The 24,079-nt window shown below is 37.1% G+C and carries 17 protein-coding genes; 11 read left to right on the top strand and 6 right to left on the bottom strand.

What is annotated here, in order from left to right; translation table 11 throughout:
* The first annotated feature begins 191 nt into the window (after nt 1-191).
* Nucleotides 192-1,136: a type I pantothenate kinase gene (coaA, locus tag G4D63_RS18830; RefSeq protein ID WP_338023886.1), complete on the top strand. Its 945-nt coding sequence runs from the start codon at nt 192-194 to the stop codon at nt 1,134-1,136.
* A gap of 47 nt (nt 1,137-1,183) precedes the next feature.
* Here the strand turns inward: coaA and G4D63_RS18825 are convergent, their stop codons facing one another.
* A complete protein-coding gene (locus tag G4D63_RS18825; protein WP_163181697.1) occupies nt 1,184-2,014 on the bottom strand; it encodes an aldo/keto reductase in 831 nt (276 codons plus the stop codon).
* Nucleotides 2,015-2,191: 177 nt separating this feature from the next.
* Between G4D63_RS18825 and G4D63_RS18820 the strand changes: the two genes are divergently transcribed.
* The 4 genes from G4D63_RS18820 to G4D63_RS18805 all read left to right on the top strand — a co-directional run bounded on the left by G4D63_RS18820 (nt 2,192) and on the right by G4D63_RS18805 (nt 9,240).
* Nucleotides 2,192-2,659, top strand: a complete 468-nt coding sequence (locus tag G4D63_RS18820) for a MarR family winged helix-turn-helix transcriptional regulator (RefSeq protein WP_163181578.1) — start codon at nt 2,192-2,194, stop codon at nt 2,657-2,659.
* A complete protein-coding gene (locus G4D63_RS18815; protein WP_163181576.1) occupies nt 2,656-5,781 on the top strand; it encodes an MMPL family transporter in 3,126 nt (1,041 codons plus the stop codon). The genes G4D63_RS18820 and G4D63_RS18815 overlap by 4 nt, the downstream gene beginning before the upstream one ends.
* A 596-nt stretch (nt 5,782-6,377) precedes the next feature.
* Complete coding sequence (locus G4D63_RS18810; protein ID WP_163181574.1) at nt 6,378-7,748, top strand: cobyrinic acid a,c-diamide synthase CobB; 1,371 nt, start codon at nt 6,378-6,380, stop codon at nt 7,746-7,748.
* The gene (locus tag G4D63_RS18805; protein WP_163181572.1) at nt 7,741-9,240 is read left to right on the top strand and encodes a cobyric acid synthase; all 1,500 of its coding nucleotides are present in this window, start codon (nt 7,741-7,743) and stop codon (nt 9,238-9,240) included. Before G4D63_RS18810 ends, G4D63_RS18805 begins: the two co-directional genes overlap by 8 nt.
* Before the next feature lie 54 nt (nt 9,241-9,294).
* Here G4D63_RS18805 and G4D63_RS22495 read toward each other — a convergent pair whose 3' ends face one another.
* Nucleotides 9,295-10,617 (bottom strand): CAP domain-containing protein, encoded by a 1,323-nt coding sequence (locus G4D63_RS22495; protein ID WP_420837832.1) that lies wholly within the window; start codon nt 10,615-10,617, stop codon nt 9,295-9,297.
* Nucleotides 10,618-10,880: 263 nt separating this feature from the next.
* Between G4D63_RS22495 and speD the strand changes: the two genes are divergently transcribed.
* Both speD and proC read left to right on the top strand, forming a co-directional pair.
* Complete coding sequence (gene speD / locus G4D63_RS18795; RefSeq protein ID WP_163181570.1) at nt 10,881-11,690, top strand: adenosylmethionine decarboxylase; 810 nt, start codon at nt 10,881-10,883, stop codon at nt 11,688-11,690.
* Nucleotides 11,691-12,080: 390 nt separating this feature from the next.
* A complete protein-coding gene (gene proC, locus G4D63_RS18790; RefSeq protein WP_163181568.1) occupies nt 12,081-12,890 on the top strand; it encodes a pyrroline-5-carboxylate reductase in 810 nt (269 codons plus the stop codon).
* Between the two features lie 75 nt (nt 12,891-12,965).
* Here the strand turns inward: proC and G4D63_RS18785 are convergent, their stop codons facing one another.
* Complete coding sequence (locus G4D63_RS18785) at nt 12,966-13,979, bottom strand: DUF3231 family protein (RefSeq protein ID WP_163181566.1); 1,014 nt, start codon at nt 13,977-13,979, stop codon at nt 12,966-12,968.
* 393 nt (nt 13,980-14,372) lie between these two features.
* On the opposite strand from G4D63_RS18785, the gene G4D63_RS18780 reads away from it, so the two are divergent.
* Complete coding sequence (locus G4D63_RS18780) at nt 14,373-16,526, top strand: ABC transporter permease subunit (protein ID WP_163181564.1); 2,154 nt, start codon at nt 14,373-14,375, stop codon at nt 16,524-16,526.
* 105 nt (nt 16,527-16,631) lie between these two features.
* Complete coding sequence (locus G4D63_RS18775; RefSeq protein WP_163181562.1) at nt 16,632-16,937, top strand: hypothetical protein; 306 nt, start codon at nt 16,632-16,634, stop codon at nt 16,935-16,937.
* A 145-nt stretch (nt 16,938-17,082) separates the two neighbouring features.
* Here G4D63_RS18775 and G4D63_RS18770 read toward each other — a convergent pair whose 3' ends face one another.
* Nucleotides 17,083-18,909, bottom strand: coding sequence for a dihydroorotate dehydrogenase (locus tag G4D63_RS18770; RefSeq protein WP_163181560.1), 1,827 nt, complete (start codon nt 18,907-18,909; stop codon nt 17,083-17,085).
* Nucleotides 18,910-19,325: 416 nt separating this feature from the next.
* On the opposite strand from G4D63_RS18770, the gene G4D63_RS18765 reads away from it, so the two are divergent.
* A complete protein-coding gene (locus G4D63_RS18765; RefSeq protein ID WP_163181558.1) occupies nt 19,326-20,006 on the top strand; it encodes a TerC family protein in 681 nt (226 codons plus the stop codon).
* 60 nt (nt 20,007-20,066) lie between these two features.
* Here the strand turns inward: G4D63_RS18765 and G4D63_RS18760 are convergent, their stop codons facing one another.
* Together G4D63_RS18760 and G4D63_RS18755 are read right to left on the bottom strand one after the other, a co-directional pair.
* On the bottom strand, nt 20,067-21,245 hold the full coding sequence (locus tag G4D63_RS18760) for a class I SAM-dependent rRNA methyltransferase (RefSeq protein WP_163181556.1): 1,179 nt from the start codon (nt 21,243-21,245) through the stop codon (nt 20,067-20,069).
* A 183-nt stretch (nt 21,246-21,428) separates the two neighbouring features.
* Nucleotides 21,429-23,060, bottom strand: coding sequence for a sensor domain-containing diguanylate cyclase (locus G4D63_RS18755; protein WP_163181554.1), 1,632 nt, complete (start codon nt 23,058-23,060; stop codon nt 21,429-21,431).
* 171 nt (nt 23,061-23,231) lie between these two features.
* Between G4D63_RS18755 and G4D63_RS18750 the strand changes: the two genes are divergently transcribed.
* Complete coding sequence (locus G4D63_RS18750; RefSeq protein WP_163181552.1) at nt 23,232-24,056, top strand: S1C family serine protease; 825 nt, start codon at nt 23,232-23,234, stop codon at nt 24,054-24,056.
* Nucleotides 24,057-24,079: the final 23 nt, after the last annotated feature.

Here is a 24,079-nt window from a genome sequence, read left to right as displayed (position 1 = left end):
ACTTTTTGCGTTCAGTTTGTGATTATTAAACAACCACTTATAACCTGTTTATTATTATGAAAAAATGTTTTATGAGTTCCTTTCCTTCCTGTCGTTATAAACCGCTTTCATAAAAAAGGGTGATTTATTTCGTAACCATTGATAAAATGTAGATAATACATAAGATGTCGTACTTGAATTGAGGAATAAACGTGTCAGATTCTAATTATTCACCTTATATTTTATTTGATAGAGAAAAGTGGGCCAACTTGCGCTTCAATACACCTTTAACATTAACCGAAAAGGAAATTGAGGAACTACGAGGCTTAAATGAGAAATTATCTATTGAGGAGGTATCAGAGGTATATTTACCCCTGACGAGATTACTCAATCTATATATTATTGCCTCTCAGCAACTTCATAATGTGACGGATACGTTCTTCGGTGAAAAAACGAGGAAGGTACCTTATATTATTGGGATCGCTGGAAGTGTGGCTGTTGGAAAAAGTACAACGGCACGAATCATTCAAGCACTGTTATCTCGCTGGCCTAACCATCCTAAAGTGGACCTTGTTACTACAGACGGCTTTTTACATCCAAATGCTGTTTTAGAGGAACGTGGTCTTCTCGGTCGAAAAGGATTTCCTGAGAGCTATAATATTAAAGAACTAATCAACTTCTTATCTAGAATAAAATCTGGGGAAGCTAATGTGACAGCTCCTATATATTCACATCTTTACTATGATATTATTCCGAATCATTATATTGAAATTAATCAGCCAGATATTGTGATAGTAGAGGGAATTAATGTCCTACAAACACCACGTAATGAGGACGAGAACCTTCCGAGTGTGTATGTATCTGATTTCTTTGATCTATCGATTTATGTGGATGCGGAAGTAACTGATATTTCAAGATGGTATGTAGAACGATTTAAGCTCTTACGTAAAACTGCCTTCAGAAATCCTGTTTCTTATTTTAATAAGTATGCAAATCTTACAGAAGAAGAAGCAGAGGAAATTGCGGCAGGAATCTGGAGTAATATAAACCAAAGAAATTTAGAACAAAACATCAAGCCCACTATTAACCGTGCGGATATTATATTGAAGAAGGGTGCAAACCATACTGTTTCTTCTATTAAACTGAAGAAAATGTAAGTTGAAGAGCTATGAAAAAAGATCGCCATTTGGCGATCTTTTTTCATTTAGAAATCAAAATTATCAGGATCTGCCCCGATTCTTTCATTTTTATTTAATCCATTGATTGTTTCCATCTCTTCTGCAGATAACTCAAAGTCAAAGATATCTGCATTTTCAATAATACGATGTTCTTTAATAGATTTTGGAATCGTGACTACTCCATTTTGAAGATCCCAACGTAAAATAACTTGTGCAGCAGATTTATTATGTTTCTCAGCAATACTTACGATGGTAGGCTCTGTTAACAGGACGCCCTGTTTTAAAGGAGACCAGGCCTCGAGCTGTATGCCTTCCTTCTTACAGAAGTCATGAACCTCTTGTTGATTTAAGTGTGGATGATATTCAATTTGATTGACCATCGGTTTAATTTCAGCATGTGCTAGTAAGTCTTCAAGATGGTGAACATGAAAGTTACTAACACCAATGGCACGAACACGTCCATCTTTGTAAAGCTTCTCTAATGCTTTCCATGTGTCGTTATATTTTCCTTTTACAGGCCAGTGAACTAAATAAAGATCAAGGTAGTCTAAGCCTAGCTTTTGCATGCTACTTTCGAATGCTTCTAAAGTCGTCGCATAACCTTGATCTGAATTCCAAACTTTTGTAGTTATGAATAAATCTTCACGGGGAACGTCTACTTCCTTAAGTGCTTGTCCAACACCTTCCTCGTTACGATATATTGCCGCAGTATCAATACTTCTGTATCCATTGTTGATCGCAGCCTTAACTGAATCAATCGCTTCTTGTCCATCCTGTACCTTGAAAACGCCTAGCCCAAACCAAGGCATGTTTACTCCGTTATGTAATGTGGTTGTATCTTGTAAGCTCTTAACCATATCAATCACCTCAGTCAATTTTATATTCAATTTATTTTCTCATATTTTAAAATATTTATAAAAAATTATGCTTCGGTTGTAGAGGTAAATATAATTGACAGCTAACAATTCGGCGTATTATAGTTAACACTGTTAATAGTTAATGGTGTGAACTAATTAAGACAAAGGTGGAAAATGATGGAGAAAAGTAATATTCAAGAGTTAATCAATAAGTATATAGATTACTCCTTTTCAGTCACGAAAAAGGCTGAAAATCTGATAAGAAAAGAAATTGGTGATGATATTACAACAGAACAGCACTATACCTTAAGGTATATAAACAGTGTCGGAGTTTGTACATCAACAGAACTAGCAGAAGTGTTTGATGTAAAGAAAAGTGCGATTACTGGAGCCATTAATCGTTTAGTGGAAAGAGGACTAATTGACCGAAAACGTGATGAAGGCGATCGTCGTGTCATCTACTTATCTCTAACTCCTAAAGGCATGGAAGTGTATGAAAAAGCACAACAAAAAATTCATAGTTTAGTTGGGGAAATCATAACGAAGTTTGACAATGAGGAAATAGATCGTTTTATGAAAACATATGAAAAATTAAACCAGGTTCTTGTAGACCTTAAAGACCTAAAGCAGGGGGAATCAGTGTGAGAGCAATTATAAAAGGAAAATGGTTCGTAATGGGAGTTTGGGTAGCTTTAATTGTTGGGCTATTTTTGATTGCGCCCAATATGGCAGACCTTGTTCGTGAAAAGGGGCAGATGTCCATTCCCGATGGATATTCTTCTACTCTAGCAAACCAGATTTTAGAGGAAGTTCAAAGTACTGAGGACGGAGGAGATACGTCTCAGGTAGCACTTGTGTTTCAAGGTGAAGGTGAATTAACTACTGAAGAATTGGCAGAGGTTGAGGCTGCTGTTAATAAGCTTGATGAGAACAAGGTAGAGCTCGGTATCACAAGCATAATCTCACACTTTAAAGAAGAGACCTTAGCAGAACAACTTGTATCAGAGGATGGTCAGACAATCCTTACCTCGATGACGATTACTTGGGATGGAAGAGAGCCAAAGGATGTATCTGATGCTCTTTATAAAGTAATTGAAGATACTACTGTTGATCATTATTACACAAGTAGCTGGATGATTGACCTAGATTTAATCACAAGTTCACAGGAAGGATTAAAGAAGACAGAAGGAATTACAGTTGTGTTTATTCTAGTTGTCTTACTTTTAGTATTCCGCTCGGTGGTAGCTCCTATTATACCATTAGTTACTGTAGGGATTACTTATTTAGCATCACAATCTATTGTTGCTATATTAGTAGATACGATGAATTTCCCGTTATCAACGTTCACTCAGATTTTCTTAGTAGCGATTTTATTTGGGATTGGAACAGACTATTGTATTCTCCTATTAAGTCGCTTTAAAGAAGAAATGACTCAGCGTGAAAGCGTAACAGAGGCGATTGTTGAAACATACCGTCATGCAGGAAGAACCGTTTTCTTTAGTGGATTAGCAGTAATGATTGGGTTTGCGGCGATTGGATTTTCTACTTTCAAGCTATATCAGTCAGCTGCAGCGGTTGCAGTAGGAGTAGCGATCTTATTACTTGCCCTGTTTACAGTTGTACCGTTTTTCATGGCCGTACTAGGTAAGAGGCTGTTTTGGCCATCTAAAGGTACACTAGAACATAAAGATAGTGCACTTTGGGACGTTGTCGGTCGATTCTCGTTAAGAAGACCCCTATATTCATTATTGATTGTAGCAGGGATCTCGGTGCCCTTCTTACTTGCTTATGATGGTGAAGTTTCCTTTAATTCACTTGAAGAGATTGGTGATGATGTACCTTCCATTAAAGCATTTAACTATATTGCAGAAGGCTTTGGGCCAGGAGAGTCAATGCCAACTCAGATTGTCATTAAAAATGATGAAGAGATGAATTCAGCAGAGTATATTAGTATTGCTGAAAAAGTTAGTCAAGAGCTCGATCGTGTTGACTTAGTAAGTACGGTTCGTTCAATTACACGTCCAACTGGCGAACCGATTGAGGAGTTATTTGTAGCCTCACAAGCAGAGACTCTACAAGAAGGTATTGGTGAAGGAAACGAAGGAATTAAGCAAATAAGTGATGGCTTAAAGGAAGCAGGTAGTGAGCTTTCTAAATCAGAACCAGAGCTAATGCAAGCAACAGAAGGAATAAATGAGTTGATTTTCGGAACTAATGAAATTAAGTCAGGATTGTTACAGCTACAGGCTGGCTTAAAGGAAATTGAAGGAGGCCTAGATCAGGGAGCAGCTGGTTCTAAACAGCTCGCTGATGGCCTTCAAGAGATAAAAGTAAATGCAGAGAAACTAGTGGCAGGTAGTAAGGAGCTTTTAAGCGGTTATCAGCTCGCGGGGAATTCTCTTACAGAGTTAGAAGGAAATTATAATGAGGTAAGTCAGAATCTACAAGGCTTGTCCGGAGCACTTGCCTCTTTAACACAAAGCTTTGAGAATCTAGAAAATAACCCAAGCTATCCTGGAATAAGTAATGATGATCACTATAAGGCGATCAAGGGAACGGTGCTTCAGGTTCAAGGTCAAATGACTCAGCTTACAGGTGGTTTGGATCAATTAAATGCTGGACTTGGTCAAATCAATGACGGTGTAGTAACCGCTAATGAATCTTTTCCAACCGTGATAGCGGGTTATGAAGCACTAATTGCGGGCATGGAGCAGCTTGTTATAGGAATTGAAAAGCAGCAAGCGGGCTTAGTAGCAATGGCAGATGGGCAAGGTACCATCATTTCCAAGCTGCCAAGTGTAACAAATGGCCTAACTAGTATAAATGTCGGGCAAGAGCAGCTTCTAAGTGGGTTTAATGATATTGGTTCACAGCTCGGTCAGTTGACTGGTGGACTTACACAAAGTGCTGATGGGTTAAACGAAGTCTTTGAGGGTTTAAACTCTGCTCAGGATTACTTATCCGAGCTTTCGAAATCTGACGAGATGGTAGGGTTCTATATACCAGATGAAGTGTTGGAAAGTGAAGACTTTGAACAGGCATTAGATGTGTATATGTCAGCAAACCGAAAAGTAATGACGATTGACGTTATATTTGAAGATAATCCTTATTCAAATGAGGCAATTGCTCAAATTCAACAGTTAGAGGAAGCGGTCAAACGTGCAACCAAAGAGACTAAACTCGAAAATGCTCAGGTTGCAATTGGCGGCGTAACAAGCACTAATGCTGATTTAGCAGCCATGTCAAATGCTGACTATTCGAAGACTGTCGTGTATATGTTAATTGGAATTTTCATTATCCTAGTATTCTTATTTAGATCATTGATTATGCCAATCTATCTAATTGGATCTCTCATCCTAACTTATTACACATCTATGGCAATTAATGAGACAATTTTTGTGAATATTCTAGGCTACACAGGGATGAGCTGGACTGTTCCATTCTTTGGATTCGTTATTCTGGTCGCACTTGGAGTAGACTATAGTATCTTCTTGATGGATCGCTTTAACGAATATAAAGATCTATCCGTCGAAGAGGCGATGCATATCTCAATGAAGAAAATGGGTACTGTTATTATCTCAGCAGCAGTGATCTTAGGTGGAACTTTTGCAGCAATGATGCCTTCTGGAATGTTATCACTTCTCCAAATTGCATCCATTGTGTTGGTCGGATTAATCCTATATGCATTAATTATCTTGCCATTGTTTGTTCCGGTTATGGTAAAAACATTTGGTAAAGCCAACTGGTGGCCGTTTAAACGGGTATAGATAACTAGACTAGTGAAAAGTTTGTTACTTAGACTTTTTGCTAGTTTTTTGCGTCAAATTTTACGATTTATGCGCCGAATTGGCCAGGATATGTGCCGAATTGAAAAATTTATGCGTCAAATTGGGCCAGATACGCGTCAAATTTTAAATATATGCACCGACCGGGTTCGGATTAAGTCACATAGACTTAACTTAACTTAATGAAAAGAGCTAGCCGTGTCAGTAGGCTAGCTTTTTTGCATGGGGGTGTTTATTTGGAAGCAGTTCTAGGTGCGTTGGCCTCCTGCTCGATAAAATTGAAAAGTCGCTGATATATTAGGCTCTATCGCTGATTTAACTCTAAAATCGCCGATATAACTAAGCATTCGCCGATATAACTAAACTAGCGCTGATATGTAGTCTAAAAGAGTAATCATACTAGCTTACTGAACCAACATAGTAACCTTTTTGTCAAAATTCGACCTATTTTTGTTGCACTCACGCTAAAAAGCTAGTCATGGTGCCGTCCTACAATACTTTAAACAAACGTTTAATTAACAAACCAATAAGCTTTATAATAAAGAATAATAAGAGTTGAAAGTCGAGGTGTTCAAACCATGCCTAAAAGAATCATGATTGCTGGTACTGCTAGTGGGGTTGGGAAAACCACGTTAACGATAGGCATTATGGCAGCTTTACATAAGCGAGGCTTAACTGTTCAAGGCTTCAAGTGTGGACCGGATTATATTGACCCTGCGTATCATACAGCGGTAACTAATCGGCCATCTAGAAACCTAGATAGCTATATGCTTGATCAAGAGATGATCAAGAGCATTTTCGTCCATGGACAAGCTAAAGCTGACCTTTCCATTATCGAAGGAATGATGGGCCTATTTGATGGAGAAAGTCCAACTTCTAACAAGGGAAGCTCTGCTGAAATCAGTATGATTACAGAGACTCCTATTATCCTTGTTGTGGATTGCTATAGTATGGCAAGAAGTGCAGCGGCAGTGGTGAAGGGATTTCAGTGCTTTGAAAGTAACACGAAAATTGTAGGTGTAGTTGCTAACAAGGTAGGGGGAGAAGGACATTTTCAATTAGTAAAAGCTGCAGTTGAGCAAGAGTGTGGAATTTCAGTGATTGGCTATCTATCTAGAGATCAACTACTTGATATGCCTGAACGTCATCTTGGTTTAGTGCCTTCCATAGAACGAGGAGAGCTTGATCCGTTTTTAACTACCTTAGCAGAAGCTGTGGAGGAAACGGTGGATTTAGACTTGCTAGTTAGCTTAGCTTCAGATCAACCTTTAAATCTAGAAACTGCTTCATCTCCATTCCATCAAAAGAGTAAGGAGCAAGTACGAATAGCAGTTGCCAAGGATGCTGCCTTTAACTTCTATTATCAGGAGAATTTTGAGCTGCTACAAGCCAATGGTGCCAAACTAGTCTACTTCTCACCATTAGCTGGTGAGCTGTTACCAGAGGACATAGATGGACTTTATATAGGTGGCGGCTTCCCTGAGGAGTTTGCAGATATTTTGTCAGATCATAGAGAGGTGAGAGAATCCATTAAGAACGCAATTCTTGATGGACTACCGACTTTAGCCGAATGTGGTGGGTTTATGTTCTTAACAGAATCAATTATTACGTCCGAACAAAAGCATCATGAGATGGTTGGGGTGATTCCTGGTAAAGTCACCATGCAACAAGGGTTAACCGCTATTGGCTACCGTGAAGTGCAAGGTGAAGCTGGTAATTATTTATTACCTCCTGGTGTAAAAGCTAAGGGGCATGAGTATCATTATTCAACCTTTGAGCCTACAGGAGAAATACCTTATGCCTATCAAACAAAGGGTTTCTTTAAAGAAGATAAAGAAGGATATATGAATCTGAATCTAGTTGCAGGCTATACCCATTTTCATTTTGCATCCTGTCCAGAACTTGTAGAAAATTGGATTGAGAAGTGTAAGGAGAGATCAAATGACTAAGGCCCTCCCTATTATGATTCAGGGTACTCATTCAGATGCTGGAAAAAGTATTGTCGCAACCGCATTATGTAGAATTTTTTCGGAGGATGGATTTACAACTGCTCCGTTTAAATCACAAAATATGTCACTTAATTCCTATATTACGCTTGATGGAAAAGAGATTGGTCGTGCTCAGGGTGTTCAAGCAGAGGCTGCTCGAGTTGCGGCGACCACAGATATGAATCCCATACTAATTAAGCCAACAAAGGATTATGAATCACAGATCGTTGTTCATGGAAAGCCTTTAAGAAACATGAAGGCTGGTGAATATCGACAGGACTATTTTGAGACAGGATTAGCCATCATTAAGGAATCATTAGACAACCTAATGAACAGCTATGAAAGGGTTGTCATCGAGGGAGCTGGAAGTCCTGCTGAAATTAATTTAAACGACCATGAGCTAGTTAATATGAGAGTAGCAAAGCTAGCAAATGCCCCCGTTATTTTAGTGGGAGATATTGACAAAGGTGGAGTATTTGCTAGTTTAGTTGGTACTTTACAGCTCTTAAAGGAGGACGAGCGGGACAGAGTGATCGGTGTGATTATCAATAAGTTCCGAGGGGATCTATCATTGTTAGAACCTGGTCTTACCTGGTTTGAAGAATATACAGGAAAGCCTGTCTTAGGGGTTATTCCATTCATTCCGAATTTGCGAATTGATGCAGAAGACTCTGTTATGTTAAATCAATATCACACCAAACAGAATCCTTCTAAGGATATTGATATTGCCGTCATTCGATATCCGATGATTTCCAACTTTACTGATGTGGATCCATTCATGGTGGAACCAGATTGTCATGTTCGGTTTGTGACTACCGCCGATGAGTTAAAAGATCCTGATCTCGTTATATTACCAGGAAGTAAGAACACAATAGATGATTTACAGTACTTACAACAAACAGGACTCAAAGAGAAACTGCTCGAGCTTATAAATAACAAGTCAACGATGGTCTTTGGAGTTTGTGGTGGCTATCAGATGTTAGGAAAAGAGGTAATCGATCCTTATGGAGTAGAGTCTACAACGAAAGTAATAAAAGGTATGAATCTGTTACCAATTTCGACTATTATAACAAAGGAAAAGACGACGATTCGTAAAACGGGAATACTAACGATCTTTGATAAAAGCTTTGACGTGACTGGCTACGAAATTCATATGGGTGTTAGCCAATCTGAATATTTGAATCCTTTGATTCAAACAGAAGAAGATACAGACGGGTGTAAAAGTATTGATGATCTAGTCTTTGGTACGTACTTTCATGATATTTTTCACAACGATTTGTTTAGACAATATTTATTAAATAAGATTAGGAAGAACAAAGGATTGTCAGAGATTTTTGGAAGAAATTCATATAATCTTCTAAGAGAAACTGAGTATGACCGACTCTCTAAACATGTCAGAAAACATGTTGATCTTGATTATATTCAGAAACAGATGGAACTATTTAAAGATTAGAGGGTTAAATCAACAATGAAAATAAAAATCGGCCGTTAAGCCGATTTTTTCTTTTTATCTTCCTACAAACATTTGTGTCCAGTGATGTCCATTTTGGTCATAGCCAACACCAATATGAGTAAACTTATCGCTTAAGATATTCTTACGGTGACCTTCACTGTTCATCCACGCTTGGACAACTTCTTCAGGAGTACGTTGGCCTTGAGCAATGTTTTCCCCAGCCGTATTATAGGTAATTCCAAAGTCCCTCATCATATCGAAAGGTGATCCATAAGTCGGGCTAGTATGTGAAAAGTAGTTGTTTTTCTGCATATCTGTAGATTTCTCTCTAGCTACATTACTGATCGCGTTATCTCCAGCAAGATCTTTTAAACCATTCTTTCTTCTTTCAGCATTTGTTAATTCGATTACCTTTGATTCAAACTCATGCATTGCCGTGTTACCTGCTGCGGCCTTTTGCTCAGGTTTAGCTTGAGCAGTGTCTTGCTTAGGAGCAGGAGCAGCTGCTTGATTTTGAGTTGTTGTATCTTGCTTTGGAGCAGGAGCAGCTGCTTGACCTTTAGGCATTTCTTGAGCTTTTGGAGCAGCTTGCTGCTGTTGATTTTGTTCTTGAGCTTGCTTTTGCACTGTTTGCTGTTGAGTAGCATTTTGCTCCTGAGCTTGCATTTGCGTATTCATTTGACCTTGATTTGCTGTTTGCTGTTGATTAGCTTTTTGTCCTTGTGCACCTTGCTTTGTACCTTGTTGATGTTGACGAGCACCATATTGTGCAGCTAGATCTTTTAATTTATTTTGACCCTGTTCTTTTAAGCCTTGAAGGTTCACATTTTGACCATCAGTTTTAACATGCTTATACTTTGCTTCTTGAATAAGTATCGCTTTCGTGTGAGGGTACTTATTACTTGAAATCGTTGTCGTATCTGCCGAAATGTTACTTCCAGGGTTTTCAAGGTCATGTTCAATAAATACATTATTATCTACATTTTCCCCAAAATCAAAATCTTCATTGTTTGCTTGTTGATTGAAACGATTTTCGTCACGACGTTCTGCATCTCTAGTCATGAATGGTTGATCCTCATCTAGGTCAGCTCTAGTAACTATTCTGTTATTATTCGCTACGTTTTCTCTATCGTTTATTCTGTTAGCATTAGTTTCATCATCTTGATAATTCGTGAAATTTCGGTCATCGGCTTCATTCGTAAATCTGTGGTTCACATTATTAACATAGTTATCAGCAGTATTTCGGGCATTTAGTTGTGTAGTTTGTCCATCTTGTTGACCTCTATTGGTAGCTGCATCTTGATTCATATTATTACATGCAACTAGCGCAATCAAAAGAATGGAAATAAGTAACAATGTTATTTTTTTTCTTATCATTGGCAAAACCCCCTTATAGGTTGAAATTATTTTTTCGTTTTATTTTGATGCTAATAGGAAGTAAATATCGCTGGTAAATTTCGTTTTATTCGGCAATTTTATTATGATTAGCCTTGAATAATATCATGTGTAACTACACATATTTGAATTAGGTAAAGAGAGGGGAAAAATAGGTAAATATCACCTATCCACTTCCACGATGCATATAATACGTCTCCATCTCAAAAATATAATCATAATGAATTAAAAAAGGGGATCGTAGAATGACACTTACTCCAGAGCAACGAATAGAGCTACATGGCTTTAATAACCTAACAAAATCTTTAAGCTTTAATATGTATGATATTTGCTATACCAAAACGAAAGAAGAACGAGAAGCTTATATAAACTATATAGATGAACAATATAACGCGGACCGATTGACTCATATTTTATCAACTGTTACCGATATGATTGGTGCTCACATCTTAAACGTAGCAAAACAGGATTATGTTCCCCAAGGATCAAGCGTTACCATCCTAGTATCAGAAGGCCCAGTTGATGAAGCACCAAAGGATGCTTTTGAAGAATCACCTGGTCCGCTTGGGAATGCAGTTGTCGCTAACTTAGATAAAAGTCATATTACGGTGCATACCTATCCGGAATATCACCCTGCAGATGGTATTAGTACTTTCCGTGCTGATATAGATGTTTCAACGTGTGGGGAAATTTCACCGCTTAAAGCATTAAATTACTTAATACATTCCTTTGAAACAGATGTGATGGTCATTGACTATCGTGTTAGAGGATTTACGAGGGATGTAAACGGACATAAGCTATTCATTGATCATGATATAAATTCCATTCAAAATTATATTCCTGATGAAGTACAAGAGATGTATCACATGATTGATGTGAATGTGTATCAAGAAAATATCTTCCATACAAAATGTAGGCTTCGTCAATTTGACCTAGATAACTATCTATTTGGTCATCGTAAGGATTCGTTAACAAAGGATGAAGAGCAAGAAATTACGAAGAAACTTAAAACAGAGATGGAAGAGATTTTTTACGGTAAAAATATTATTCATTAAAATGAGAGGACCTTCTGAGTTGAAGGTCCTCTGTTGTATTTAATTTATGAGAAAAGTGAGTAGCAACATATCATCTTCTCACTAACTCAAGCTTTGAAGGGGGACAGGCAAACACATTGGGTGCAAAACACGTCTCTCAACTGTATAATGCAATGAGTGGAATACGAAACATGTTTGTAAAGGTGAATTAGAAATATAAGAAATTCTTACTTACATACAGAAAGATGGAAATTTATATATTTATTTTTTAAATATTTTGATAAAATGGATTAATTAGCTAAAAGGTATTAGGTTTAGGCATTGTATGTTGATTTATAGCACTGTAACAAAAAACCAACGCTTTTGTTTAACAATACGTAGTTCTAAAAAAGGAAGAGGTTGAGAAAAATCATGGATAAACGAATTGGATTTATAGGATGTGGCAAGATGGGGCAGGCCATGATTACAGGTATGCTTCAATCCTCGTTAGTAAGACCAGAGCAAATCATTGGAAGTGCACGCTCTGATGAAACATTGCTAACCGTCGAACAAAAATACAACATTAATGTGACACTTTCAAATCAGGAAGTGGCAAGCTCTTCTGACTTTCTTTTTATAGCAGTGAAGCCTCATCTATATAAAGATGTTTTACAAGAAGTGAAGGATTATGTGAACAAAGAAACCATTATCATAACGATTGCTGCTGGAATTGACATTTCCTTTATTGAAGAGCAATTTGATACTGAAGTGAAGGTAGTTCGATCAATGCCAAACACTCCTTCTCTTGTAGGTGAAGGGATGAGTGTTCTTTCTGTTAATCATCTCATCACAGAGGAAGAGAAACAACAGGTGATGACTCTATTCAATAGCTTTGGAAAAAGCGAGATTATGGATGAAGCATTAATGGATGCCATTCCAGCAATAAGTGGTTCCTCTCCTGCCTATGTCTACATGTTTATTGAAGCACTTGCAGATGGTGGCGTTATGCAAGGAGTACCAAGGAAGACAGCCTATAAGCTAGCTGCTCAAGCTGTTTTAGGTGCTGCTAAGATGGTATTAGATACAGAGAAGCATCCAGGTGAGTTAAAGGATGAGGTCTGTACACCAGGCGGAGTAACCATTGAAGCGGTAGCAACATTAGAAAAACACCATTTCCGTGGAGCTATTCTCACAGCGATGGAGAATTGTACGAATAAATCAAGGGGATTGGGAAAGAAGTAAATAGTGGTGAAATCAAAAGGACCAAAATGTTATTACATACATTTTGGTCCTTTTTTTAAGTAGAATGATCCTTTATTATTTAATTGACTTCCCTTTTGTAAGAAATTCTCGGTCCATAGCTTGTGGGGGACGCTCAAACCATCCATTTTTGATCATGATATTAGCCCCATCTTCAGCATATAAACCTACATCCTTTATAAGATTTGCATATTTAGCTGTCAAATCTCTTCTTAAGCATAATGCTAATGAACCTCCCATATTACCAATTGAGATAGCTGTTAACGCATTGATCAGGAACAACATGAGCTTGTCAGAAATAGGTGCGATAGTACTTTCTTTTACCTCTGTATCCCAGGTCATAGGTGCAGGAAGGGTACTTTCTTCTAAAATCGTTCGCAAATCCTCAAAGATTTTCTTGGATAATTCAACACCCCTTACAAAGAATTCTCTTAATTCTTCTGATTGTGCAACTTGTGCAAATCCTAATACAAGAGCTTTACCAAGTGTGTTATTTTGATGATTCATATAAAGATGGGATATTTCTACTGCTGTGAGAGTCCTTCTCTCACCAAACCACCCTTTTAAAAAACTTTGCTTTTCAATAAAATCTGGACGAGTTGGCTGAGCAATATAAGGTGAACGGATGAATAGTCCCTTAGATAGCATGACTTCTTTCGTGCTTTTCTCCAAGTTTTTCGTTTCATCTATGTACGTAGAAAATAACTCTACAATATCTGATCTCGGAACTAGGGAGAATGCCATGCCATAAGCAGCGAGTGCACTTTTACCAAGGTTTCTTATAAAATATAGAATAAAAGTATCAGAATAAAGTTTAGGTGCATCTAGATTAACATCTTCATCAGAGAAACCAATTGGTATTGGATAGGATTCATTTATAAAGATATTTGCTATTTGTTCTGTATGTTCTTGTGCCATTTTTAAAGCCAGTTCAATTAAGGGTTTAATCTCTAGATCGTCAACACCCTGTAAAAAATACTTTAATATAGGTATGGATGCACTATCATTCATATATGTACACCATAATTGCCCAAATTCAGCTGAAGTTAATTCAATGTTATGCTCTTTCATTAAGTCCTCCACTACTTTTTTAGTATAATATGCCCTTTCAATAAGTAAATATTTGTAAAAAGTTGAAACGAACTCAACCATTATATGTTTATTTTTTTAAATCAATATTTACCGTTAAAAAGAACTTCGGAAGCCGAGAAACATGTTTTTAAAGGTAATAAAAAGCGTTAGCCTTTTCTTAGGGCTAACGCTTCTTTTAATTAAAGCTAATAATAAGATATGGCTTGCGTTTTATAGAGGTTGTTCTCACAACATTTATTATATTGTAAAAATTTACGTTTTTATTTCAATTATTTAAGTAAATAGAACCTAATAATAAAGTGTTGATTTTTACAATTTTTACCATTATATTAAATTTTAACTACATTTATATATGGATAGAGGGGTAAAGCGATGCTGCAATTATTGAACAAAATGTTAAGAAGTTTCATTTTGCTGCTACTAGCTACTGTCGTAATCGTATATTTTGTTTTTATTTCCACTGACTTTTTCTATTACACAAATAAATTTAATTTTAGTGTGATGTCTCAATCAATTATTGAATATTTTCGCAGTGTAATCACTACTAAATCGTTTGGAATGTCCGTGCAGTATACTTCACTTCCTGTAAATGAAGTAGTTGCCGAGCGCTATGAAAATAGCTTAAAGATTATTATACCTGCTTTTATCATCAGTGTTGTAGTTGGAATTTTACTAGGAATTCATCATTTTTTAGTTAGAGAAAGAAAAATTCAGAGTAGACTACAAAGAATAAACCATCTCTTATTTGGTACAGTTCCAGATTTTTTCCTACTCATTGCGATTCAATATGGATTAATATTACTGATTCGTGCTAATTTGATTGAGCTAAAGTTATTTGGTGATGACACTTTGTTCAATCTCCTTTTTCCAATAGTAATCATCAGTATTACCCCTACTTTTTTTATATCAAATATTACGTATCATTCTTTAGTAACCGAGTCAGAAAGAGACTATGTAAGAACTGCTATGTCAAAGGGGTCAAGTCAATTTAGCCTACTTAAACATTTGCTCTGGAATGCATGGCCGACCATCCTTGGTTATACACAAACCTTGATGGTAATCATTATCAGCAGTTTACCGATCATTGAGAGGTTATGCTTTTTTAGAGGTGCCGGTCAACAGTTGATTATGTCAATTAAGGGAAATGATACTACTGTGGTTATAGGACTTCTCATGCCGTTTCTATTATTAGTGTTACTTACTTTATGGATTACGGACATTATAAAGCTATTTATTGCCCGCTCTAGCCTTGAACACGAATTATCTGGTGTTACAATTACAGCAAATCGATTTCAGCGAATGTATGAGTTTATTAAAATATTACCTTCTAAGACAATTAAAAATATTTATAGCTTGATTGTAGTATTGCCTTTTAAAACCATTAAAATCTTACTTGCAATAATTTTATTTCCATTCAAAGCTGTTACCTGGCTTCTTGCAAAAATCGTAACAATTCCTTACATCAATGTTGGTAAGAGATTGTTTGGTATTGTAAGAAGTACTTCCTTTAGAAGAATGTTCAAAACCATTTTTGTTTTTATGAAGGAATATCCTTCTTTTATTTTAGGAACCTTCATATTAGGAGGAATCGCCTGTATAGCTATATTTGGGCCAATGATGCCATTTGTTGACAATGAACTGGTAGGTTTTCGAGTTGGTTACGATGAAGACGGAAATTTGCTCAAGGCTCCTCTTCCACCAGGAGATGATTATTGGTTGGGCACAAATCGGGAAGGACGTGACCTATTCAGCATCGTAATACATGGTGCTAGAGAAACGTTCTTGCAGCTTTTTGTCATCATCACTATTCGATTCTTAATTAGCATTCCACTAGGATATTTCTCTTCCATTCATAAAGGGGCAAGAAATCTACTAGGCTTTTCAAATAGTCTACTTTCTTTCTTACCAACCCTGATTATAGTCATGTTAATTGGACACATTCCTCCTATACAAGAGTCGGGCGGCCGATATGTAGTTCTTATTATTGCCATCGCTCTTATTGACGTAGGTAGGATTGGTGAGATCATGCGACAGGAATTTACGAAGATTAATAAGACTGAATACTTACTTGCTGCCGTAGCAACAGGTACAACCTGGTATAACATGATTATTAGGCATTATATCCCGAATATCTATCAAAAAATTGTGTATATCACGATTAGTGATATGGCTCGAATAATGGTCCTCCTTGGCGGTCTCGGAATTGTAGACGTATTTCTAGCACAAGAACTCAGTTGGGATCCTGAGATTGGCATAACGATAGATAATTTAACATACACCTGGGCATCCTTGCTTTCTGACGCGATTAAGGATATTCAGACGGCACCATGGATTCCATTTTTTCCAGCACTATGTATCGCTATCACCATTATGGGGTTAAATTTAGTTGGAGCTGGATTAAAGGATTTCATGGATCATCAAAAGAAATTAAGACATCAGAAAGAGGTTCGCGCTCTTTCACAAGACTTTCATAACGAAGCAAAACAATGGGAAACTAACCATTCAAAAGGAAACGTAAGCATTTAGGAACTCACGCACAGTTAGCTAAATAACCAATAGTGGTATATGGAGGGGCACTTCCTAGTCCAATTTATTTAGGGTAGAATAGCCATGTAAAGGAAGGTGCTATCCATGAAAATAAATTTAGTCATTTTTATATCATCCGTACTAGAACAAGAGAATCAGCCTAATGGACAATTAATGATGAAAACATATGAATCGAGCTTCCGTCCTGTGATTGGGGATATTTTAGATGACCCAGGATTTCACCCAGGATTTCATAATGGTTATGAAGTAGTTAAAGTCACAATCAATTATGCAAAAGAGGAATGCTATGTTTCTATGCAGCCACTTGTGTTAGATCGAGAAGAAATCAAGCTACAGACTTATATAGAGAATCTTAAAGCACATGGTTGGCATGCTGTCTCTAAAGAGTAGCGACAAGATTGTAAAAGAAACAATTGCTTTATGCACTTCATTCCTGCGGGGAACCTACAACCCCGCAGGGAAAGATAGCGGATAGAAATGCACCTTTTAAAGAGAGCTACATATAGTCACTAGTCTAATCATTATTATTGAAAAGCTACCGTTTTGAAGGTTGCCCTTTTAATAAGAACGGAGCTAGGAAGATGATTCCTATTACATAAAAGAAAAATGCGAGATAGGCAGGTAACAGATGGATGAAATCTGTATAGCCAATAACATAATGAGTTATAATTCCTGACAAAAAGGCAGGAATTGCTCCAATGAAGAGTGTCCACCATATCCACCGTTCTCCTTCACGGATCCCCCATAATGCAATCATTAGTACAAGTAACCCCACACTTAATAAAGCACTTCCAAATCCAGCTCTATCATGGGCTATAACAGGAATCAGTCGGCTGTTGAAAAGGTGAAGATCATCCGCAGTCATACACAAATACGTTATGTCAGTTGGAACAAATACAGTTGTTGCTCCAATGATAGAAATGACAATTCCACCTATTGTTAAAGAGAATCCTAATATAACAAAGGACAACTGACCTATTAAGCTCCATCTCCAATAGGTATGGTTTGTAAGATTGATACTAGAAGGTGTTAAGCTAGCCGGCTTCGTTTGAAGGAAGCCTTTGATAAAAAGTGGTAAAAGAATTAACCAAAATAGACCGTGTAACCAATCAAAATAGCCATAGCCTATAAATAGGAAGATTCCTAGAAATCCGATAATGGCTCCCACATTTACAGCCTTTCTAGCCCAATGAAAACCATTTCTAATTCCATGCTTAGAGAGCTGCATATAGATAAATCCACCAGAAACCATCGTTCCTGCGAGGGTCATCCGGTCATGGGCCATAAAGTTAAGGATGAGTGAGTTAAACTCAATAATCTCCCCTCTAACCATCTGTAAAAAAAGCTCATCATAAGGTAAGATAACCTTCGTCATGCTAAAGATGAGTGTGAGTAACCCAGCTAATAAAATACAAAAGCCAAAAAGATAATACCAAATCCAGCCCTCAATCTTAGTCACCATTTTATTGGATGTTTGTGAAATGACTTCATTTATTCTCTTAGGCAGTCCCGGTCCACTAAACACATACTCAAAGTTTAGTAGAACCAAAGAAGCGCCTTCAGTAAACAATTCAATAGCATCCTGTGGTTCCTTAATTCCTCCTACAGTAAGTATCGGTAAATCAACTTCAACTGCATTAAGTTGCCTTATTGATTGAATATGAGATTGTAATTGCTGTGAGCTTTCCTTATGAAAATCCTCCTCTAGCATAATCCCATCAATCTCTAGTCTAGGAATCTGCTGAAGAAGATGCTGTAAATCTTTATTACTTATTGTTAAAATCAATGATTTATTATTTAGGAGGCTTTTTAATGTCTTGATGTCTTGAAACTCATAGTCCGGTTTATATTTAATAACCACTACGTCTGCATAAGCAAGGAAGGATTCAGTTAGAGAGTAGATTTCTGCCATTGTACCTTCTAAGCGAAGTAGTAATGGTACTTTTCTCTCTTTAAGGGAACTCAATTTTTGTTCTGCTTCTATTAAACCGATTGATTCACTTTTTATGAACGTGATTTGCTCATTTCTACGGTCCAGTCGTAAATCCTTGCCATTGATTGTCTCTTTTGTAATAGGTCCAATTTCAAGAAATCCAAAACCAAGGTGTTGGAAAGCTTTTGTACCTGTTAAACATGGATCAATCTTTCCACTTAGTCCTACAGCCGAAGGGAAGGAGATTCCGAATAACTCCTTTTTTAAGGCAGGAGAGGTTTCCATATGTCCAAGAAATTCAATTACTTTTTCACCAAAAGGAATAGATGAAATGGTATTCATTCCACGATGGATGAACTCGCGGCCAAAGACAGGAGGAAGTCTATGTAAAATCGGTTTAAAAATGGTGTGATAGGACCAATCAGGCAATAAGAATCATCCTCCTTTAATATTTATTATTCATTTTAACATATGGGTAAATTGACCAAAATATTTAGACAAGTGTGCTTAATTTTGCCGAAACTGTAGACAAAAGGAATTTTTGGCAATATAATGATAATACATTTGAATAGCCTCGGAAACGGAGGGGAGTAGCTTAACAGTAAAGTCGTCATGCCGTGATTCCTCGCAAGGATCGCCGGCTTTATTGGACAACATAACGTTGTTGGCAAGACCTTTATCATGCGTATGGTAAAGGTCCTTCCTTCTGTTAGGAGTCTTTACCATTATGGTAGAGGCTTTTCTTTTTGCATGTCACGTTTCAAAAGGAGGGGTTTTAAAAAAGGAGTGAGAGTAACAAGAATTAAGGCATTTCTGGCAACACAACATATAAGGGGGAACTAAAAATGGAGTTATTTTCACCAGAGTTTTTCTCCGCATTACTAGCAATTATCATGATTGACCTAGTTCTTGCAGGAGACAATGCAATCGTAATTGGGCTTGCGGCACGTAACCTGCCGAAGCATATGCAAAAGAAGGTTATTATTTGGGGAACAGTAGGGGCAATTGCGATTCGTGCAATTGCGACGGTTTTAGTCGTTTGGTTATTAAAAATACCTGGATTGCTAGTTGTTGGGGGAGTACTACTACTATGGGTAGCCTATAAACTACTTATAGAGGATAAAGAACATAATGTTGAATCAGGCTCAAATTTCTGGGCAGCTATTCGTACGATAATTATTGCAGATGCATTAATGGGTCTAGATAATGTATTAGCAGTAGCTGGTGCAGCACATGGGAGTTTCTTATTAGTAATCTTAGGACTATTAATCTCGATTCCAATTGTTGTGTGGGGCAGTACGATTATCCTTAAATTTGTTGAGCGTTATCCAATTATCATTACAATCGGAGCAGCAGTACTTGCTTGGACGGCCTCTAAAATGATTGTAGGGGAGCCATTCTTAAAGCCTTACTTCGCGAACCCAGGAATCAAATACGGATTTGAAATCCTAATGATTGCGATCGTGCTTGGATTAGGAGCTTTTGTTAAATCGAAGCGTAAATCAACTGAAAAGCAAGCAGCGTAATAAACTAAAACGACAAGTACCTTACATGGTATTTGTCGTTTTTTGATTTGTTACTATTTTTTATCTACTATGAACTTCATAAATACCAAACTTTAAATAACTACCTTCTTCTGCAGCAAGTAGCTTTGGATGGTCATACCCGGCTCCACTCCAATGTACCTCTCGTAATACTTTCCTAGCGTCAACTGCTGCATCTTGAAGCATTTCTTTAAATTGGTCAGAGCGAACATGGAAAGAACAGCTAGCTGTAATAAAATAACCGCCTTCCTTAACAAGCTTAAGACCGTTTAAGTTTATATCTTTATAACCACCAAGAGCTTTTCGAACGGCATGAGCAGATTTTGCAAAGGCTGGTGGATCTACAATGACAACATCCCATTGCTTTCCTTCGTTTACGGCTTCACGTAAGTAGTCAAAAGCGTTGGCTACAACATAATCAACATTTTGATATCCGTTTAATTCTGCATTTCGTTTTGCCGTTTCGATTGCATGTTCAGAAATATCAACGGCTGTTACATGCTTTGCACCATATGAGCAGCCGTTTAGCATAAAGGATCCTGTGTGTGTGAAACAATCTAATAAAGTAGTTTCTGGGGTAATAAAAGGCTTGATAGCAGACCTGTTTTCACGTTGGTCAAAGAAGAAACCTGTTTTTTGACCATCTTTAATATCTACCAAATACTTTACATTATTTTCTTCAATCACAACTTCTGTTGGTCCATCACCATACCAGAATCCTTTTTCCTGTTCCAGACCCTCAAGCTCGCGAACATAAACATCATTTCGTAAATAGACGGCTTTCGGATTAAAAACCTCTAATAATCCTTTAAGGATCCATTCCTTACGCATGTCCATTCCTAATGACATGATTTGAACTACTAATGTATCTTCATATTTATCGACGACTAAGCCAGGTAGGAAATCGGCCTCACCGTATATAGCTCTGCATGACCTGACATCAGGAATTAGTAATTGTCTTAGCTGCCACGCCTTATTAATTTTGTTTACAAAAAAAGCTTCATTTATTTCTTCTTGCTTGTATGTAAGGATTCTAACAATCATTTGGGATTTAGGGTTAATATAGCCTTTTCCTAAGAAGTGCATTTGATGATTGTACACATCGACGATCTCTCCAGGCTGGAAATCTCCTTCGATCCGATTAACTTCACTTTGATAAACCCAAGGATGTCCCTGCTCAATACGCTTTTTTCTTTTTCGTTCTAAAATTACTTTTGTCATTTAAAGTTCACCACTCCGAATTATAGTCGCTTTTCATCATACCATACCTTTTCTAAATTACTAATTTTTGAGTTAGTTTTTCCTAATTATGAAAAAAAAAATTAAATTCACGTAACTTTTAAAAGAGGCTGTTTACATATTGTACGTAGAATGCTAAAAAAAGAATCAGCAGATCGCTGATTCTTAGTCTTTATTTTGGTGAAATGTGAGTTGGTTTTTTCCGTTTTGTTTTGAAACGTAAAGGGCTTTGTCAGCATGACGAATGGCCACATAGGGATCTTCATTCTTGTTTTGCCATAGTGCTATGCCAATGCTGCAGCTAATTGTAATTTCTTCCCCCTCTATTTCGAAAGGCTTGTTTAATGCTTCTATCATTCTTGTTCCGACAGCTGTTCCCTCGGAATGGCCGTCTACAGTAGAAGTCTTAATTACAGCTAGGAATTCATCACCTGATAGTCTACACACTAATTCTTCACTTCGTAAACATCCTTTCAGTCGATTTCCTACTGCTTTTAACAATACATCTCCATGATGATGTCCGAATGAATCATTAACAGTTTTGAAGCCATCAAGGTCAAGGTATATAAATAATAGATGTTGTTTCGTCTCTATGTTTTTTACAGCCTGTTCTAAATATACATCGAGTCCTAGTCGATTCGGAAGCCTAGTCAATTTGTCTTGATGAGCGATCATTTCCATTTTACCTAGGTCTTTTTCCGTTTTAATAAGAGTAGCAATTAAATGACGAAGGGAGGTTGATAGAATTTCAATATCACGTATTCCTTTTTTTATAGGTATTTCCACTTTTTCTCCATTTTTTAAGCGATCAGCCGTAACGGCAATTTGCTTTAACGGATTAGAGATGATTCCAGCTAGGTACCATCCCATTACAGCAAACAGGATCGTAGATAAAAGTCCTAATGTCATAATGTTTTGCTTTAACTCTTCTACAGAATAAAAGGCTACTGCTTCTGGCTGACGCGTAATTACTGTCCAGTCTAAGCCAGGATAGTTAAGAAAACCGTCAGCTAACGCATATCCAGTTAAATAGTATTTACCATCGGGCCACTTTTCAACGGACCAACTATTTTGGTTGTTTTGAGCCTTAGCAACTGCATTAATGTCTAAGGGTTGCCCAATCATTTCTCTAGGACCCAGTAGAATAGTGTTTTCCTTTTTACTAACAATAAACACTTCTAGAGAATTTTCTTGGCGTTGAAGTGGTTGAATAACAGACTCAGTGACCTGTTCAGCCCATTCCCAGCTTAAGTGTGTGGCTAGTACGCCAACTAAATTACCTTCATGGTTAAACACCGGAGAGCTGATGTCAACAAACTTTAACGGTTCTCCTGATGGATTAGGTAGTAACTTAGCTAAAAGAACAGCCTCATGCACATCTCCAATAAACGTTTCTTTTGTTGCTTCATAGTAAACAGGTCGTTTTGCAATATTTTTACCTTCAAGAATTTGATCCGTTGATGCTAAGACATTACCTTCATGATCCGTAAAACCAATCCAAGAAAACGAAGGGAAATTTATCTTTAGTTCATTAAGTAAGTCTCTTATAGATTCAATGTTATTAGCATCCCGAAAGACGTCAAGCTTTGTTAAGACAGTGATTTCACCATAGCGCGACCACATAAATTGATCTAGTTTATCAGCCATTTGGAACGAATCCCTAGCTAATGTTTCACCGATTTGTTTTTCTACCTCTCTACCGGACTCTTTACTGATTGTAAAGCTAAGAAAGGTTGTAAGTATGATAGTAAATAAAGAAAATATAATAACAAAATATGTGCGAAGAGTAACTGACATAGTTAATAGTCTCCTTTAAGATTACCTCCTTATAGTTTATCAGAAAAATGTCGCTATTTGTCGATTTATTTCGATAAAATATTTTCCTTATTAATTGAACCTCAAAGACTGTACATATTATGTAGAATTGTAAATAATAGAAGAAACTTACTTACTCAGGAGGCTCTAGAAATGGATAAAGATCTCGAAGAAAATACGCATCGTCCTTTTGAGCATGAGAAGGAAGACTTTGATTATGATGCTTTTTTTAATGAAGAGTATGACGAGGAATACGAAAAGTCTAAAGAGCAAAAGAAGAAACGGAAGAAGCTTACCTCTAAGGCGGTTGGATGGGTAATTATATTAGTGTTATTAGTTAACGGTCTAGCTATGTGGCCCAAAATCATCAATTTACCCGCAGTTGAATTTCTAGCAGTATCCGCTAGATTGACACAACAGGACAATATAAAGGAAATGAAAAAATCCGTCGTCACAATTGAGTGGGCTGGAGTAAAAGGTACCGGATTTAATGTAGAGAGTGACGGTCTTATTATTACAAATGAGCATGTAGTAGATCATACCTCAACTGTAAATGTTCACTTCAAAGCAGGAGATTCTTATGCTGGAAGGGTGATTGCAAGTTATCCGGAGCTTGATATTGCTGTGGTTGATATTGAGGCTTCTGATTTACCTGTTCTTCCTATTTCTTACGGAGACCAAGGAGATATTGGTGATCCTGTTACCTTTATAGGAAACCCACTTAGCTTTACTCAAATCGCAAACGTTGGTGTTATTGTAGGTGAAACGTTATTATCTGGTTGGGAAGTGCCAGTCATGATGATTGAAGCACCGATATATAAAGGTAATAGTGGGAGTCCGGTTATAAATGAAGAAGGTCAGGTTATTGGTGTAATCTTTGCCACCCTGCAAAATCCAGATATTGAAACAAAAGAAATTGTGGGTGTTGCAACACCATCAAGCTATATAGAAGAAATAATAAACCAGGTGAACGATTGAGCCGTTTCACCTGGTTTTAGCTT

Origin of the sequence: Bacillus mesophilus, assembly GCF_011008845.1 — a bacterium.
GTDB classification, from domain to species: domain Bacteria; phylum Bacillota; class Bacilli; order Bacillales; family SA4; genus Bacillus_BS; species Bacillus_BS mesophilus.
The sequence above is the reverse complement of the archived record's forward strand: the minus strand, read 5'-3'. Positions and strand labels throughout refer to the sequence as shown.

Excerpts from the sequence above, each read along its gene's own strand:
- G4D63_RS18820 (WP_163181578.1), top strand. The coding sequence starts at position 2,192 with ATGGAGAAAAGTAATATTCAAGAGTTAATCAATAAGTATATAGATTAC.
- G4D63_RS18825 (WP_163181697.1), bottom strand. The coding sequence starts at position 2,014 with ATGGTTAAGAGCTTACAAGATACAACCACATTACATAACGGAGTAAAC.
- G4D63_RS18750 (WP_163181552.1), top strand. The coding sequence starts at position 23,232 with ATGGATAAAGATCTCGAAGAAAATACGCATCGTCCTTTTGAGCATGAG.
- proC (WP_163181568.1), top strand. The coding sequence starts at position 12,081 with ATGGATAAACGAATTGGATTTATAGGATGTGGCAAGATGGGGCAGGCC.
- G4D63_RS18775 (WP_163181562.1), top strand. The coding sequence starts at position 16,632 with ATGAAAATAAATTTAGTCATTTTTATATCATCCGTACTAGAACAAGAG.
- G4D63_RS18765 (WP_163181558.1), top strand. The coding sequence starts at position 19,326 with ATGGAGTTATTTTCACCAGAGTTTTTCTCCGCATTACTAGCAATTATC.
- G4D63_RS18780 (WP_163181564.1), top strand. The coding sequence starts at position 14,373 with ATGCTGCAATTATTGAACAAAATGTTAAGAAGTTTCATTTTGCTGCTA.
- G4D63_RS18810 (WP_163181574.1), top strand. The coding sequence starts at position 6,378 with ATGCCTAAAAGAATCATGATTGCTGGTACTGCTAGTGGGGTTGGGAAA.
- G4D63_RS18760 (WP_163181556.1), bottom strand. The coding sequence starts at position 21,245 with ATGACAAAAGTAATTTTAGAACGAAAAAGAAAAAAGCGTATTGAGCAG.
- speD (WP_163181570.1), top strand. The coding sequence starts at position 10,881 with ATGACACTTACTCCAGAGCAACGAATAGAGCTACATGGCTTTAATAAC.
- G4D63_RS18805 (WP_163181572.1), top strand. The coding sequence starts at position 7,741 with ATGACTAAGGCCCTCCCTATTATGATTCAGGGTACTCATTCAGATGCT.
- G4D63_RS22495 (WP_420837832.1), bottom strand. The coding sequence starts at position 10,617 with ATGATAAGAAAAAAAATAACATTGTTACTTATTTCCATTCTTTTGATT.
- G4D63_RS18755 (WP_163181554.1), bottom strand. The coding sequence starts at position 23,060 with ATGTCAGTTACTCTTCGCACATATTTTGTTATTATATTTTCTTTATTT.
- G4D63_RS18785 (WP_163181566.1), bottom strand. The coding sequence starts at position 13,979 with ATGAAAGAGCATAACATTGAATTAACTTCAGCTGAATTTGGGCAATTA.